Genomic DNA, 15,048 nt, shown 5'->3' with positions numbered 1-15,048 from the left:
CGCGCGGGGGATTGCGTCTAAGCTGCGCGGCCTGTGAACCGCCCGTCCGAACAGAGCCCCCCGAGCGGCTTCCGTGCCCGCCTGCACACCATCATCTTCGAGGCGGACACCCCGGCGGGCAGGGCGTTCGACATCGCCCTGCTCTGGGCCATCGTGTTCAGCGTGGTGGCGGTGATGCTGGAGAGCGTCGCGCAGGTGCGCGCGGGGCATGGCCCGCTGCTGCACACCGCCGAGTGGGTCTTCACGGTCCTCTTCGCGCTGGAGTACGTGCTGCGCCTCATCGCGGTGCGGCAGCCGCTGCACTACGCGCGCAGCTTCTTCGGCGTCGTGGACCTGATGGCGCTCTTGCCGTCGTTCCTGAGCGTGCTGTTCCCCGGGGCGCAGACGCTGCTGGTCATCCGCGTGCTGCGCCTCTTGCGCGTCTTCCGCATCCTCAAGCTGGGGCACCTGCTGGGGCAGGCGGAGGTGCTGCTCACGGCGCTGCGCGCCGGCCGCCCGAAGATCATCGTCTTCCTGGGCACGGTGCTGAGCATCGACGTCATCATGGGCGCGGTCATGTACATGGTGGAGGGCGAGGCGCACGGCTTCGACAGCATCCCCCGGTCCATGTACTGGGCCATCGTGACGATGACGACGGTAGGCTTCGGGGACATCACGCCCAAGACGGTGCTGGGGCAGTTCATCGCGTCCATCCTGATGGTGATGGGCTACGGCATCATCGCGGTGCCCACGGGCATCGTGTCGGTGGAGCTCGCCGCCGCCACGCGTCAGCCCGTGGACACGCAGGCCTGCCCGGGCTGTGGCGCACAGGGTCATGACCTGGATGCGCGCTATTGCAAACGCTGCGGCACGTCCTTGTACTGGGCCCCCTCGCGGCCCACCGGGTGAATCCGTCTAGGATGGCCGGGCATGGCCCGCGCCCTCGACACGCCCGAATTGGACGAGGAACGGCTGGTCCACCAGTTCCCCGGCATCGACCGCAAGGCGGTGGGCGCGTTCTACACGCCCGCGCCCATCGTGGAGCGCACGCTGGCGCTCGCGCTGTCGCACCTGGGTGACGGGCCGCTCACGGTGGTGGACCCGGCCTGTGGCGCGGGGGCCTTCCTCGCCGCCGCCGCGCGGCACCGTCCGGACGCGAGGCTGTGCGGCCTGGAGCTGGAGGCCGGCGTGGCCCGCCTGTGCCAGGCCCGCGTGCCGGGCGCGGACGTGCGCGTGGGGGACGCGCTCCGGGGCGGGCTGGAGCCGCTGCTCGCGGGGACGCCGGAGGGGCACGCGGAGTTATGGGTGGCAACCCGCCCTACAACGGCACGTCCGCGGTGCTCAAGGACGCGGCCTGCTACGCGCGGCTGCGCGCCCTGGTGCCGCTGGCGATGCCGCCGGGCACGAGCCTCCGCGACGACTTCGCGTTCTTCCTCCTCGTCGCCATGAAGCGGCTGACGGTCCGCCCGGGAGTGCTGGCCTTCATCACGCCCGCGAGCCTGCTGGAGTCGTTCATCTACGCGCCGCTGCGCCACGCGCTGCTGGACGCGCTGCACCTGCGCGAGGTGGTGGACCTGGGCCCGGGCATCTTCACGGGCACGCAGGTGCGCACGTGCATCACGGTGTGGACGTCCCGCTCCGGCGCGGACGCCCCCGCGCCCCGCTACGAGCACAAGGGCGTGGGCCAGTGCTTCACGCCCGAGCCCCCCGAGTGGCGGCTCGCCCCCATCGCGAGGGAGGCCGCGGCGCTGGACGCGGACTGGCGGGCGCGGGGCGAGCTGCTCACCACGCTCATCCCGGTGAGCCTGCCCGGGGTGAAGACGCGCTTCGACGAGCTGCTGGTGGACGCGGACCGGGAGCGGCTGCTCGCGCGCCTGCACGCCTTCTGCGCCGCGACGCAGGACACGCTGGAGGACTTCGCGCGGGAGCACCGCCTGGAGCCCGCGCTGCTGCCCAAGCTGCGCGCGCTGAAGCAGGGGCCCGCGCTGGAGGTGGACGCAAGCCACGTGCGCCCGTTCTTCCGCTACGGCGGCGCGAGGCACCGGGGCGCGCTGCCGCCGGAGGCGAAGGCGTTCTGCTACCTGGACCGGCGGCTGATTCCCCGGGGCGACCACCGGCTGCGCGGTCCGTATGATCCGCACCAGGACGCGGTGAAGCTGCTGTTCAACGTGCGCGAACGGCCCCTGTCCGCGGCGCTGCTGGAGGAGCCCGGCTGCGTGCACGACCACCGCCACGCGCGGTTCGCGCCGCTGTACGTGCCCCAGCGCATCCGGGATGAAGGCCTGGGCATCACGAGGGGCGCGACGTCCCGCGACGCCCTGGGCCCGCTGGTGCCGAACCTGTCGCCCCGGGGGAGCGCCTGGGCGGAAGGGCTGGGCGGCCCGGAGGCGGCGTTCCGCGCGGTGATGCGCTTCCTGAACGGGACGGCGGTGCAGCGGGTGTGGGCGCCCGCGTTCGGAGCTTCCCGGGTGGTGCCGGTGCCCCTGGACGGGCCGCTGCCGGAGTGATGACTCCCCATCACCGGGCGCGCGCCGGGGTGGACATTCCGCAGCGAGCAGGGCCTGCGGCGGGTAGTGTCCCGCGCCGCTGCGTAAGCCCTTTCCTGGAGTTTCCAAGACATGACGATCCGCCCCCTGCTGGTTGCCGCCGCCCTCCTCTCCACGCCCGCCCTGGCCCAGGACGCCGGGACGCCGGCCCCCGCGGACGCGGGGATGAAGCCCGCGCCCAAGAAGGGCGCGACGGTGAAGGCGATGCTGAAGGACGCGCAGGGCAAGGACGTGGGCGAGGTGACGCTGGAGCAGGCGCCCAAGGGCGTGCTGGTGAAGGGCATGCTGATGAACCTGCCCTCGGGCGAGCACGCCTTCCACATCCACGAGACGGGCAAGTGCGAGGCGCCGGACTTCAAGACGGCGGGTGGCCACTTCAACCCGACGAAGAAGCACCACGGCGCGCTGTCGCCCAAGGGTCAGCACGCCGGCGACATGCCGAACCTCTACGTCCCCCAGGACGGCAAGGTGCGCTTCGACGTCTTCATCGCTGACCTGAAGGTGAAGTCACTGCTCGACAAGGACGGCTCCGCCGTCATGGTGCACGCCAAGCAGGACGACTACCACACCGACCCCACCGGCGACGCCGGCGGCCGCATCGCCTGCGGCGTGGTGGAGAAGTCGGAGTAGTCACTTCCGGCACGGGAGAGGCTCGCGCTGTCAGCAGGGCGGGCCTCCCCGGCCGGTGATTCAGCTGGCAGCCGCGTCGAGCACGTCTCGAATCGCTTCCAGGCCTCCATCGAACGTCGTCTTCAACTCGCAGTGCCGTTGCTTCAGCGCGCTTTTGACTGGGGTTGAAGCAAAGTCGCTCTTGTTGCGGTTCAGGAAGAACGAGCCCCGAGAGGACAGGGGAGCATCCTCCAACCGGCTCACCACGGACGCGAGCACCACCGCATCCGAGAAGTGGAGCGCGAAGTCTTCACCCTGGAATGCCTCCGCGCGGGAAAGAACCTCGCTGCTGACCGGAACGCTGTCCGAGCACTGGAGGAGTCGGGAGCGAATCGACTTCACCCGTGCATCCGCGTCCTGGGTGTTCTTCACCAACGAGCTGATGACCGTCTTCCACGCCATGAACTGGGCGTCGGAGAAGCCCGGTGCATGCCGCCGATTCCGCAGCTCCTCCTCCAGCTGCTTTTGCAGCTGCATGTGCGCATGTGCCCGGCGGCGCAGCGTCTCCGCCGGCTCGATGAAGCAGAAGGCGGGGATGACCAGTTGGATGGTGCCTGATTCGGCAAGCCGGACCACCGCTTCGCAGGCCTGGACCTGTGCCTGCTCGAAAGCCATCTCCAGGACAAAGTTCGTCTCAACGAAAACCCTCAATCCACCGCCCCCCAAACCACCTCTCCATCCGACAGCACCTGGAGCAATCCTGTTCGGGTCAACGAAGACGGGCCCGAGCTCATCCTTTGCTTCGAGGTCAGGTCGTTGAGCCACCAGGACACGAGCATCTCGAAGGCAGCCGGATTGATTTCGGTGGGGAGAATCTCGGCACGCGTGAAGTACGGGGCCAGGATTTCCTTCGCATCCAGTGTCCGCGTGGGTGTGCCGGTCTTCACCTTGGAAAGTTCCCAGATGAAAAGCCGCAGCGGCGTGACCAGCACGAACAACTCCGCGGTGGGGCGCAGCTCCATCTCTTCCAGATCGAGCCAGAACTGCTTCGCCCAGGAGCGCGTGGCGCGCGGGTGGGCCCGCGCCTCGATCTGCGCCCTCAGACGCCCGGTCCGGTCATACACCGCGAAGTCGAAGCGGGACCGGCCATGCGTGTCGGAGCCCGAGGACGAATGCATCATTCCTCCATCGTAAGGAGCCCTCTGACACGGCGGCAATGAGACTGCCGGGACGTCTCCGGCTACACGTACCCGAACCGCCGCCGCGCGAACCACTCCGCGCCCAGCAGCGCGATGAGCGCCACCAGGTAGTACCAGCGGTCCCACAGCGGCTGGTCCTTCGCGCGCCCCACCTCCACCACCGGCGGATCCAACAGCGGCACGTCCGGCATCCCGTCCCGCGGCAGCTTGAACGCCTTGCCCTCCGTGACGCTGGCGATCTGCTCCATCAGCTCCGGCCGCACCGACGCGTCCGACAGCTCCGGGCCCACCGCGCGCACCGCCACCGCGTCCTCGCCCTTGCCCAGGTCCGTCTCCCCCTTCTTCGCAGACGCGAGCAGCTTGTACGGCCCCGGCGCCGGCGGCGCGAACTCCACCCGCACCACGCCGTCCGCGCCCGTCGTGCCCGTCTGCACCGCCACCGGCTTCTGCGTCGCCACGGAGAACAGCTCCACGCGCACCTGCGCGCCCTCCGCCGGCTGGTAGTCCGCCATCCGCGCCTGCACCACCACGCCCACCGGACGCCCCGGCTCCACCGACGGCGGATCCGCCGTCACCTTCAGCGTCGTCAGGTCCGGGTCCCGCACCAGCCAGCGCAGCGCATTGCCCCAGAAGCGGTCATACGCCCGGTTCGGAGAGCCGTCCCGGTGCGACGTGAACGCCCACGACCACGTCGCGTCCGTCGCCACCACCATCGCCCGGCCCCGCCCGTAGTCCCACACCGACACGAGCGGCGCGTTCTTCCCGTCCACCGTCAGGAACGGGTGGTCCATCAGCACCGTCGCCCCGGGCCGCGCCCGCGTCAGGTTCGCGCCCGGAATGGGAGCCAGCTCCCCCCACGTGCCCTCCGTGCTCGCCGCGCCCGTGCCAATGGACGTCACCGGATGCCGCAGGCCCTCCGGCGTGAGCCGCGGCTTGAACGGCTCCGCGTTCGCGGGCCCCGCCGCCTCCACCGGCAGCGCCTCCATCAGCGTGGGCATCGCCGCGCGCCCTTCGCCCAGCACGCTGTCGCCGCCAATCATCACGAACGCGCCGCCCTCGTGGATGTAGCGCTCCAGGTTGCGCTCGTACTCCGCGATGGACAGCGACGGATCCGAGTAACCGAAGTTCTGGAAGATGACGACGTCGAACGTGTGCAGCTTCGTGTCGAAGATCTCCTCCATGGGGAACGGGATGAGCGACAGCTCCCGCTCGTTCGACACGCCCGGGTCGTCCGACAGCGTGCGCAGGATGTAGAACGACACCAGGTCCACGTTCGCGTCCTGCTTGAGCAGCCCGCGCAGGAAGCGCTCGTCCCACGACGGCCGGCCCACCACCAGCAGCACGCGCACGCGGTCGCGAATGACTTTCAACGTGAACGAGCGGCTGTTGTTTTCGCTCACCGCCTCATCCGGGAACGTGGGCACCGTCACCGTGTAGACGAACCGCCCCGTCTGGTCCGGCGTGAAGGTGAAGGCCACCGGCTTCACGTCGTCGGCGGTGGTCATCCGCACCAGCTTGCTCGCCACCGTCTTGCCCTCCTGGCTCAAGACGACGGGGATGTCCTGCCCGGAGAACCCGCGCCCGTGGATCTCCACCTCCACCGTCAGCGAGTTGCGCACGAAGGCGAAGTCATCCACCTTCAGCCCCTCCACCGACAGGTCCTTCAGCGCCTCCTGGCCCACCAGGAACGTGGACACCGGCACGCCCAGGTCCGCGAGCGCGGCCCGCGCCCGGCCCACCGCGCCGGCCTTCAGCTCCGTGTTGTCCGCGCCGTCGCTGAACAGGAGCACGCCGGACAGCTTGCGCGACCCCTGCCCGCCGGACCCCGCGGCCCGCAGCGCCGCGAGCAGGTCGTCGTGCCCGCCCGCGCCGGCTCCTGGGAGAGCTGCGCGGCCGTCACCGGAGCGAGCTCCGGATCCACGCCGTACACCTCCACCGTGAAGCGGTCCTGCCAGGACGCGAACGTGGGCGCCGCCTTCTCCAGGAACGCGGCCACCTGCGCGCTGCGCGTGGGCCCGCCCGGCTCCGACGGGAAGTTCATGGACGCGCTGCGGTCCACCAGCACCGCCACCCGGTTCTTCATCCGCGCCACCTGCAGGTGCCGGATGCCGGGCTCCAGGAGGAAGAAGAACGCCGCCACGCCCGCGCCCAGGCGCAGGCCCCACAGGAGCAGCTTGCGGCCCCGGGACGGCTCGCGGCGCACGCCCCACGCCGCCAGCGCGATGCCCAGCACCAGCCCCACGCCCAGCAGCACCAGCGCCCAGACGGGCAGGGGCGACAGGCTGACGAGCTTCCACGCGTTGAAGGACGGGGAGTTCATTCGGTCGTGCGCTCGGGGAGGTCCGTCAGCGCCGCTTGTTGAGGATGAGGGGCAGGTGCACGGCGTCGTCCTTGTAGTCCAGGCAGAGCGCGTACATGCACAGGTTGATGCCCAGGCGGATGGCCAATTCGCGCTGCGGCTCGCCGCCGGGGGACACGTCGAACTCGTAGTCGCCGGACTCGCTGCGGCTCCACGCGCCCGCCACGTCGTTCTGCGAATAGATGACCGCCGCGCGCTTGCCCAGGCTCGCCACCAGCGGCAGCGGCTTGTGCAACAGGCGCCCCGGCGCCGCGTCCAGCAGGAAGAAGGACTTGAAGACGACGTGCGTCCCCGGCGCCTCCTTCAGCGGGCTCTGCGGCAGCACGCGCGCCATCTCCCGGCGGAAGCTGGCGTCGAAGCCGTCCCCGTCGCTGCCGTCGTTGGCGTCCCCGAACACGAAGCCGCCGTACGTGAGGTAGCGGCGCAGGTTGGACACCTCCGCGTCACTCAGCGCGGGAAAGGCCCCGTCCCCTCCGAAGTAGAGGAAGGGGTACTCGAAGAGGTCCGGGCTGCTCAGCGCGAACGGGCGCGCGTCCGGGATGACCTCCACGGAGGTGCGCCGCTGCAGCTCCCACGCGAGCCGGCGCAGGCCCGACAGCCGGACGTCCCAGCGGCCCCCGTGCCGGGCCACGGCGGGGATGAAGCGGCTCTTCTCACCGAAGGCGGCCGCACGCCGGGACAGCAGCGGGACGAGCGCGGACGTGGCGAGGAGCAGGTTTCGACGGGAGAGGGACCGCACGGGCATGGGGACCCGCTTATACCGTCGGCGGGTGCCTGCATTCCCTGGTATAGACGCGCGCCATGGCGAAAGGCGGACAGACGGAGTCCGGCGGACCCGGCGGACCCGACGCTCCGGGCCCGGCGCCCGGCCCGGCTCCCGGCTCGGCTCCCCACTCTCCTGGCGCTGACGACGTGCGCGCCGCCTGGGCCCGCAAGGACGCCGGTGACGTGGCCGGTGCCCGGAAGGACGCCGAGCGCATCCTCGCGGGCAGCCCGTCCCCGGAAGACCGTGAGCGGGCGGAGGACCTGCTGCGCTCCACCGCCACGCCCCGCGCCCTGTACGGGTACGCGCTCCTGGGCGCCGTCATCCTGGCGGTGCTGCTGGGGCTCGCCCTGACCCGCTATTCCTGACGGCCATTGCCGCTAGGATGGCGCGTCATGGAAGGCTTCCTCCAGGCGCTCAAGTCGTACCAGTCCTTCAACCCCTCCGGCTGGGTGGGCATCTACCGGCTGCTGCCCATGTGGGTCGGCGTGGTGGTGGCGCTCGCCGGGCTGGTGCTGCTGCTCGCGGGGGGCGGCAAGCTGTTCCGCGCGGTGGCGGGGCCGGTGGGCGCGGTGCTGGGCCTGGTGTGGACGGGCGCCGTCACCCAGCGGCTCAACCTGGGAGCGGACCTGGATCCGCGCCTGCCCACCCTGGCGGCCGCGGCGCTGATGGCGCTGGGCTTCCTCTTCCCGCCCGCCGTCACCTTCGTGGGCGTGGGCGTGCCGCTGGGGCTTCTGGCGGGGCAGATCGCCGGGCCCAGCGACTTCCTGCTCGGCTTCGGGCCGGGCTTCATCGTGGGCGGCCTGGTGGGCGCCGTCCTCCACCGGCAGGTGAGCGGCATCGTCGCGTCGGCGGTGGGCGCGTGGCTGCTGGTGATTGGCGCGCTCGCGGCGCTGCACCAGGTTGGGGGCGTGGTGGAGGCGGTGGCCAGCCGGCCCTGGGGCGTCATCATCGCCGCGCTCCTCTTCGCCCTGGCGGGCAGCGTGTACCAGCTCGCCGTGCGCCCCTCGGACGATGAGTCGGATCAACAGAAGGCGGAGAAGCAGCGGCTGAAGCAGCGCCTGGCGGAGCAGCAGGCGCTCGAGAAGCGTTGGGGGGTCAAGTAACCCCTGTCCCGGCAATCCTTTACGCCGGGGGGGCCGGAGCGTAGATTCCGCCGGCTTTCCCCTCCCCTTCCTCGAGCATCGATGGGCCAGGCCAGCCGCAAGGACAAGGACACGCAGAAGCAGGAAGGGTCGCCCCCGGCGGCCACCGTCCCGTCTTCCCCGGAGGCCTCCCAGCCCACCGTGCCCCATGAAGCGTGGCGCAAGCCCGCCGGCATGGGCCGCAAGGGCTGGGCCGTCCTCGCCGGCGCCGTCGCCTTCATCCAGCTCCCGCTCATCCACTACGCGCTCTTGCGCGGCCAGGCGGACGTCACCGCGACGGTGCCCTACCAGCAGGCCTTCAACGACCCGGGCGTCGTCGCGCGCGACTTCTTCTCCACCGGCGCCTACTGGCGGGTGACGAACGGGGAGCTCCTGGGCCCCGCGCCCAAGAACAACCCGCTGTGGCTCCAGGCCGTGCTGCCGGACGACGTGGCGGTGGAGTTCGACGTGCGCCCGGAGTACCCCGAGGGCGACATCCGCGTGGAGCTGTTCGGCAACGGGCGCGACCCGGCCTCCGGCTACGTGCTGGTGCAGGGCGGGTGGAACAACAGCCTGTCCGTCATCGCCCGGCGCGACATCAACGCCCCCTCGCTGGACGTGCTCCAGCGCAGGGCCGCGCGCATCGCGGAGAAGGGCGGCGGCCAGGGCGCGGACCTCGTCGCCACCGGCGTCTTCAAGAGGGACACGGCGGTGCGCGTGGAGTCCCGCGTGGGCGCCCCCATCCAGTCCGGCCGCACGTACCACTGGCGCATCGAGCGGCGCGGCAACGTGCTCAGGTGGGCCATCGACGGGCAGCTCGTGGCGGAGCTGGACGACCCGTTCCCCTTCAAGGGCCAGGGCCACGACCGGCTGGGGCTGTCCGGCTGGGAGTCCCAGCTCTTCTTCGACAACCTGCGCGTCGGCACGCCGGACTCCATGCCCGCCACCATGGCGGTGAAGCAGGAGCCCACCCTGCCCCCGGGCCCCTCCGAGGACGACTTCAACCGCGCCACGCTGGGTGACGCGTGGAACGTCACCAACCCCTCCGCCGTGAAGCTGGAGGACGGGGCGCTCGTGGTGCAGAACGTGGGCAACCGCCCGGTGTGGCTGAAGAAGCCCCTCCCGGAGAACGCCGTCATCGAGTTCGACGCCTGGAGTGACAGCCCGGACGGCGACATGAAGGTGGAGGCGTGGGGCGACGGCCGCTCCTTCTACGCGGGTGACCCGCGCCTGCAGTACACCGCCACCGGCTACGTCTTCATCTTCGGCGGCTGGCGCAACACCCAGTCCATCATCGCGCGCCAGCACGAGCACACCAACGACCGCGCCGTGCGCGACGGCGCCGCGGTGGTGCCCGGCCAGCACTACCACTTCAAGATCACCCGGCGGGATGGACTCCTGTCGTGGGAAGTGGACGGCAAGCCCTTCCTCACCCTCCAGGACGCGTCCCCCCTCTACGGCCCCCGGAACCAGTACTTCGGCTTCTCCGGATGGCAGACGCGCGTCCACTTCGACAACCTCAAGATCCAGCCGCTGTAGCCTTCCCCCGGGCGGCGGAGGAAACACCCGTGCGCAGAGTCGGAATCTTCGGCTGGGGCGTGGTCGCCCCGCGTTCCCCCAACATCGAGGCCTTCGCGAAGAACCTCGAGTCGTCCGAGACCTGGCTGACCCCCTTCAACGGCTTCGGTCCGGACAACTTCCTCGTCGGCACGCCCACGTTCAACCTGGCGGACTACAAGCCCTGGATTGACGCGCGCTTCCCCGCCAACCGCTTCTCCCAGCTGGAGCGGAAGATGGGGCAGCCCACGCAGTACGCCATCGGCGCCTTCATCCAGTCGCTCGCGCAGAACCCGGGCATTGAAAAAGAGCTCCAGGCGCTGGGCACCAAGGCCCACGTCTACGTGGGCACCGGCCTGGGGGACCTGCCCACCATCCAGCACATCTCCCTGGACCTCTACCGCGCCCAGCGCCGGTGGGACCGCTTCTGGGCCTCCCCGGAGAGGAACGGCGCCCTGCGCGAGTGGCGTGAGACGCGCGAGCCCCTGCCGGGCCTGCCCCCGGCGCCCTCCACGATTGAAGAGGTGGAGCGCGACAAGGCGGAGGACGACTGGTGGCACTTCTGGGCCGCCCGCTCGCCGGAGCTGCGCGAGTACCTGGAGGAGCTGCGCGAGATTGAAGCCATTGGCGTGCCCGACGAGGGCGACGTGGAGTCCGCCAAGCTGGCCGTCATCAAGGAGAAGCGCACGCGCAACGGGCGCCTGCAGAAGAAGTGGAACGCGCCCGAGCCGCCGTGGAACGCCGTGTCCTCCAACGTGCTGTGGAACATCCACAACACGCCCGCGTCCCAGGTGTCCATGCTGGGCCAGATTACCGGCATGACGTTCGCGCCGGTGGCCGCGTGCTCGTCCTTCGGCTACGGCCTGAAGCTGGCCATGAACGCCATCCGCCTGGGTGAGGCGAAGGCCGTCGTGCTGGGCATGACGGACGCGGCGCCCAACCCGCTGGTGGTGGGCGGCTTCTACAACGCGCGCGTCATCTCCGCGGACGCCGCCGTGTCCAAGCCCCTCACCGCCCTGCGCGGCACGCACATCGCCGGCGGCGCGGTGGTGTGGGTGGTGGGCGACTACGAGTACTTCACGCAGAAGGGCTTCAAGGCGCTGGGCCTGGAGCCCGTGGCCGTGGGCGTCACCGCGGACGCGGACCACATCATCACCCCGTCCAAGGAAGGCCCCACCCTGGCCATCCGCGACGCGCTGGACGCCGCGGGCTGTCAGCCCCAGGACGTGGGCAGCTGGGACCTGCACGCCACCGCCACCCCGGGCGACTTCCTGGAGGTGCAGAACCTGCGCGACGTGCTGCCGGAGTCCGTGCTGATTACCGCGCGCAAGGGCACCTTCGGCCACGGCATGTCCGCGGGCGGCGGCTGGGAGCTCACGGCGCAGTACCTGGGCGCGCAAGCCGGCAAGGTGTTCCCCACGCCGCTGGCCGCGCCGGAGCTCAACAAGCAGATCGCCAAGGTGCACGGCCGCTTCGTCTTCAACCAGGAAGTGGCGGCGCCCGAGGGGTGCTCGGGCAAGCTGTCCATGGGCGTGGGCGGCATCAACGCCTGCATCATCTCCCGGCCCTGGAAGTAGCCCCTTACGGGTACTTCGCGGACGCCTCGGCCTCCAGGGCGAGGCGCCCTTCGGGTTGAGCTTGCGGAAGAACTCCAGCTCCAACTCCAGGTCGCGGTAGCTGGCCTTCTGCTCCGGGGCCAGGCCGCTGGCGCTGCGCCCCACGCCGTTGGGGTCCGCCAGGCCGCCGGTGGACGCGCTGCCGCCGCCCTTGTCGGTGGCGTAGCTGACGGCCACGGACTGCTGCACGCGGTCCGTGCGCAGCGCGCGCAGCACCACCCGGCCATCCGCCAGGGTGAGCCCCTCGATGAGGTAGCGCGTGGAGGACGTGGGCCCCAGCGTGCCGCCGCCGGAGTCCAGCCACTCCGTCTCCAGCACGTACTGGTTCTGCAGCTCGCGCCACGAATAGCCGCGCGCGTCCATGATGGCCTTCACCTCCGGCCACAGCTGCGCGAGCGGCTGCTCGTAGGCGACGGTCGCGGTGCGGTCGCGGAGGTAGTTGTCGCGCTGGTGGCCGGCGCAACCGGTGAAGAGGACGGCGGACAGGGTCAGGGCCCACAACGGGGCCGCGCGAAGCAGTTGGCGCATGGGGGACGAGCTCCCGGACGGGAAGCAGTGGGGTGTGGAGGCCGCCCATCCTAGCGCGGCCCTCCCCCGCCCCGCGCCCCCACCCCCTGGAGGCCACGGCCGCCTGTCAGCCCTTGGGCACCGCCACCATGTCGAAGTCCGGGATGCGCTCGCGCATGAACTCGCGCATCCGGTTGATGAGGGCCGCTTCAATCTGCCGGGCGCGCTCGCGGCTGACGCCGTACTTGTCGCCGATGTCCTGGAGCGTGAGCGGTTCGTCCGCGGTGAGGCGGTGCTCGAAGATGTAGCGCTCCTTGCCCTCCAGCGTCTGGGCGAAGGCGTTGAGGTTCTCCCGGAAGAGGGCCTTCAACTGTTCGCTGCCCAGCCGCTCGTCGGCGGGCACCGCGCTGGACGGCAGGTAGCGGTCCGCCCGCGTGGCGCCCGAGTCCCCGTCGTTGCCCAGCGGCGCGTCGAGCGACATCTCGTCGTGCCCCAGCCGCTGGTCCATCTCCACCACGTCCTGCTCGGAGACGTTGAGCCGCTCCGCCAGCAGGCGCGGGCTGGCCTCGAAGCCCTGTGAGACGAGCTTCTCCTGCTCCTGGCGCAGCTTGAAGAAGAGCTTCCGCTGGGCCTCGGTGGTCCCCAGCTTCACCATCTTCCAGTTGTCCATGATGTAGCGGAGGATGTAGGCGCGGATCCACCAGGCGGCGTAGGAGCTGAGCTTCACGCCCCGGTCCGGGTCGTACTTCTTCACCGCCTGCATCAGCCCGATGTTGCCCTCCTGCACCAGGTCCAGCAGCGACAGGGGGTTGCGGTGGTACTCGTGGGCCAGCTTCACCACGAGCCTCAGGTTGGAGGCCACCAGGCGGTAGGCCGCCCGCACGTCCCCCGTCGCCTGGTACTCCTTGGCCAGCCGGTGCTCCTCCTCCCGGGTGAGCAGGGGGTGGCGCGTCACCTCGGCCATGTAGGCCTGGAGGGGGTCCCTGTTGGTGATGGCGGCGCCCTCCGCCTTCACCAGGGTGGCGGGCCTCACCGGACGGGCCGGGGTGGCCACCTCCTCGATTTCCGCCTCCGCCTCGTTCAGCTCCGCCAGGTCCGGCTCCAGGGCATCCGGGTCCTGGGCGGCTTCCTCCACCTCTTCCTCCGGAGCGCCTGGGGCGGTCTCCCGGGCGCCTCCGGCCGGGCGGAGGCCGCGGGACGCTTCGCGCGGGGCCGGGGGGCGGCCGGTCCATTGGTTCTCTTCCTCCCATTCGCCATGCGCGCTCCATACCCCAAAGTGCCGCGATTGTTGCCAGAGGGTAATGCAGGGGCTATGCCCATGCCCGATGAGCGACATCCAAGAGCCCACGCCGGGAGCCCCGGCGCCTGACGAAGCCACGACGCGTCCCGGCGAGTACATCGCGGACATCAGCTTCGAAGAAATGAACCTCTCCGAGCCCCTCCGCCGCGCGCTGGCGGAGCGCGGCTACACCAGTCCCACCCCCGTCCAGGCCAAGGCCTTCGGCCCCGCGATGGCGGGCAAGGACCTCATCGTCCGCAGCAAGACGGGCACGGGCAAGACGGCCGCCTTCGGCCTGCCCCTGCTGGAGAAGATCCCCGCGGACGAGAAGCGCGTGCGCGCCCTCATCCTCTGCCCCACGCGCGAATTGGCGCTCCAGGTGGCGGAGGAGCTCACCACCCTGGCCAAGTACAAGGGCGTGAAGGTGGCGGCCATCTACGGCGGCGCCTCCATGAAGCAGCAGGAGGACGCGCTGGAAGAGGGCACGCCCATCATCGTGGGCACCCCGGGCCGCGTCTTCGACCACATCAACCGCGGCAACCTGAAGCTGGACGGCTGCGACCACGCCATCCTCGACGAAGCCGACGAGATGCTGAACCAGGGCTTCTACGAGGAGGTGACGCGCATCCTCGACCGTCTTCCGAAGACGCGCCAGGTGCTGCTCTTCAGCGCCACCGTCCCCACGGACATCCAGAACCTCATCGCGCGCTACACGACGAACGCGGAGACGCTGCTGCTGTCCGGCGACGTCTTCACGGTGGAGCACATCCACCACATCCGCTACGACGTGTCGGATCAGTTCCCCAAGCCGCGCAACCTCATCTACATCCTGGAGAAGGAGGAGCCCTCCAACGCCATCATCTTCTGCAACACGCGGGATGACACGGCGCTGGTGACCGCGGTGCTCAACCGCAACGGCTTCGACGCGGAATTGCTCAACGGAGACCTGCCGCAGAAGGAGCGCGAGCGGGTGATGGGCAAGGTGAAGCGCGGCGAGGTGGCCTTCATGGTCGCCACGGACATCGCGGCGCGCGGCATCGACATCTCCGGGCTGGAGTACGTCATCAACTACTCCCTGCCGGAGGACCCCGCCGTCTACCTGCACCGCGTGGGCCGCACGGGCCGCATCGGCAACAAGGGCACGGCCATCAACCTCTTCTCCGGGCGCGAGCTGGCGACGTTCACCGTGCTGGAGAAGAAGTTCGGCATCAAGTTCGAGATGCGCGAGATGCCCGCCCCCGAAGAGGCGATGCACCTGTGGACCGAGCGCCACCTGCGCGAGCTGCGCGAGGGCATGGGCTCCAGCATCTTCGAGGGCTTCCTGCCCCTGGCCTCGCAGCTCAAGCAGCGCCCGGACGCGGACGACCTCATCGCCTTCCTCATCAAGTACTACTTCAGCCGCCTGCGCATGGAGAAGGCCCAGGCCGCCGGGGAGACGGAGAAGCGCGAGCCGGTGGAGCAGCGCAAGCCGGTGGAGCGCCGGGGCAAGGACCGCGAGCGCGACCGCGAG

General features: G+C 70.5%; 11 protein-coding genes and 2 pseudogenes. 8 read left to right on the top strand and 5 right to left on the bottom strand.

Features of this window, described 5'->3' with window-relative positions:
- Positions 1-33 precede the first annotated feature (33 nt).
- The 3 genes and pseudogenes from ACLEQD_RS06095 (at position 34) to ACLEQD_RS06085 (ending at position 3,155) form a co-directional block, all read left to right on the top strand.
- On the top strand, positions 34-888 hold the full coding sequence (locus tag ACLEQD_RS06095) for an ion transporter (protein WP_410382458.1): 855 nt from the start codon (positions 34-36) through the stop codon (positions 886-888).
- Positions 889-909: 21 nt separating this feature from the next.
- Positions 910-2,486: pseudogene (locus tag ACLEQD_RS06090) on the top strand (N-6 DNA methylase).
- Between the two features lie 111 nt (positions 2,487-2,597).
- Positions 2,598-3,155, top strand: coding sequence for a superoxide dismutase family protein (locus tag ACLEQD_RS06085; protein ID WP_410382457.1), 558 nt, complete (start codon positions 2,598-2,600; stop codon positions 3,153-3,155).
- Between the two features lie 60 nt (positions 3,156-3,215).
- On the opposite strand, the gene ACLEQD_RS06080 is transcribed toward ACLEQD_RS06085, so the two are convergent.
- The 4 genes and pseudogenes from ACLEQD_RS06080 to ACLEQD_RS06065 all read right to left on the bottom strand — a co-directional run bounded on the left by ACLEQD_RS06080 (position 3,216) and on the right by ACLEQD_RS06065 (position 7,437).
- On the bottom strand, positions 3,216-3,959 hold the full coding sequence (locus tag ACLEQD_RS06080) for a PIN domain-containing protein (RefSeq protein ID WP_410382455.1): 744 nt from the start codon (positions 3,957-3,959) through the stop codon (positions 3,216-3,218).
- On the bottom strand, positions 3,842-4,315 hold the full coding sequence (locus ACLEQD_RS06075) for a hypothetical protein (protein ID WP_410382453.1): 474 nt from the start codon (positions 4,313-4,315) through the stop codon (positions 3,842-3,844). Before ACLEQD_RS06075 ends, ACLEQD_RS06080 begins: the two co-directional genes overlap by 118 nt.
- A 59-nt stretch (positions 4,316-4,374) precedes the next feature.
- Positions 4,375-6,653, bottom strand: a pseudogene (locus tag ACLEQD_RS06070) (glutamine amidotransferase).
- A gap of 25 nt (positions 6,654-6,678) precedes the next feature.
- On the bottom strand, positions 6,679-7,437 hold the full coding sequence (locus ACLEQD_RS06065; protein ID WP_410382451.1) for a DUF4159 domain-containing protein: 759 nt from the start codon (positions 7,435-7,437) through the stop codon (positions 6,679-6,681).
- A 167-nt stretch (positions 7,438-7,604) separates the two neighbouring features.
- Between ACLEQD_RS06065 and ACLEQD_RS06060 the strand changes: the two genes are divergently transcribed.
- From ACLEQD_RS06060 to ACLEQD_RS06045, 4 genes are all read left to right on the top strand, one after another.
- Positions 7,605-7,823, top strand: coding sequence for a molecular chaperone DnaJ (locus tag ACLEQD_RS06060; protein WP_410382449.1), 219 nt, complete (start codon positions 7,605-7,607; stop codon positions 7,821-7,823).
- Positions 7,824-7,850: 27 nt separating this feature from the next.
- The gene (locus ACLEQD_RS06055; protein WP_410382447.1) at positions 7,851-8,561 is read left to right on the top strand and encodes a hypothetical protein; all 711 of its coding nucleotides are present in this window, start codon (positions 7,851-7,853) and stop codon (positions 8,559-8,561) included.
- An 81-nt stretch (positions 8,562-8,642) separates the two neighbouring features.
- Positions 8,643-10,118, top strand: coding sequence for a hypothetical protein (locus tag ACLEQD_RS06050; RefSeq protein ID WP_410382445.1), 1,476 nt, complete (start codon positions 8,643-8,645; stop codon positions 10,116-10,118).
- 29 nt (positions 10,119-10,147) lie between these two features.
- Positions 10,148-11,713, top strand: a complete 1,566-nt coding sequence (locus ACLEQD_RS06045) for a beta-ketoacyl synthase N-terminal-like domain-containing protein (RefSeq protein WP_410382443.1) — start codon at positions 10,148-10,150, stop codon at positions 11,711-11,713.
- Positions 11,714-12,386: 673 nt separating this feature from the next.
- Here ACLEQD_RS06045 and ACLEQD_RS06040 read toward each other — a convergent pair.
- Positions 12,387-13,394 carry an RNA polymerase sigma factor RpoD/SigA gene (locus ACLEQD_RS06040; protein ID WP_410382441.1) on the bottom strand — a complete coding sequence of 336 codons (1,008 nt, stop codon included), beginning with the start codon at positions 13,392-13,394 and terminating at the stop codon, positions 12,387-12,389.
- A gap of 190 nt (positions 13,395-13,584) precedes the next feature.
- On the opposite strand from ACLEQD_RS06040, the gene ACLEQD_RS06035 reads away from it, so the two are divergent.
- Positions 13,585-15,048: DEAD/DEAH box helicase (locus ACLEQD_RS06035; protein ID WP_410382439.1), on the top strand; the 1,464-nt coding region annotated here is incomplete at its 3' end.

The organism is Corallococcus sp. 4LFB, assembly GCF_046520365.1.
In the GTDB taxonomy this organism is placed as follows: Bacteria; Myxococcota; Myxococcia; order Myxococcales; family Myxococcaceae; genus Corallococcus; species Corallococcus caeni.
The sequence above is the reverse complement of the archived record's forward strand: the minus strand, read 5'-3'. Positions and strand labels throughout refer to the sequence as shown.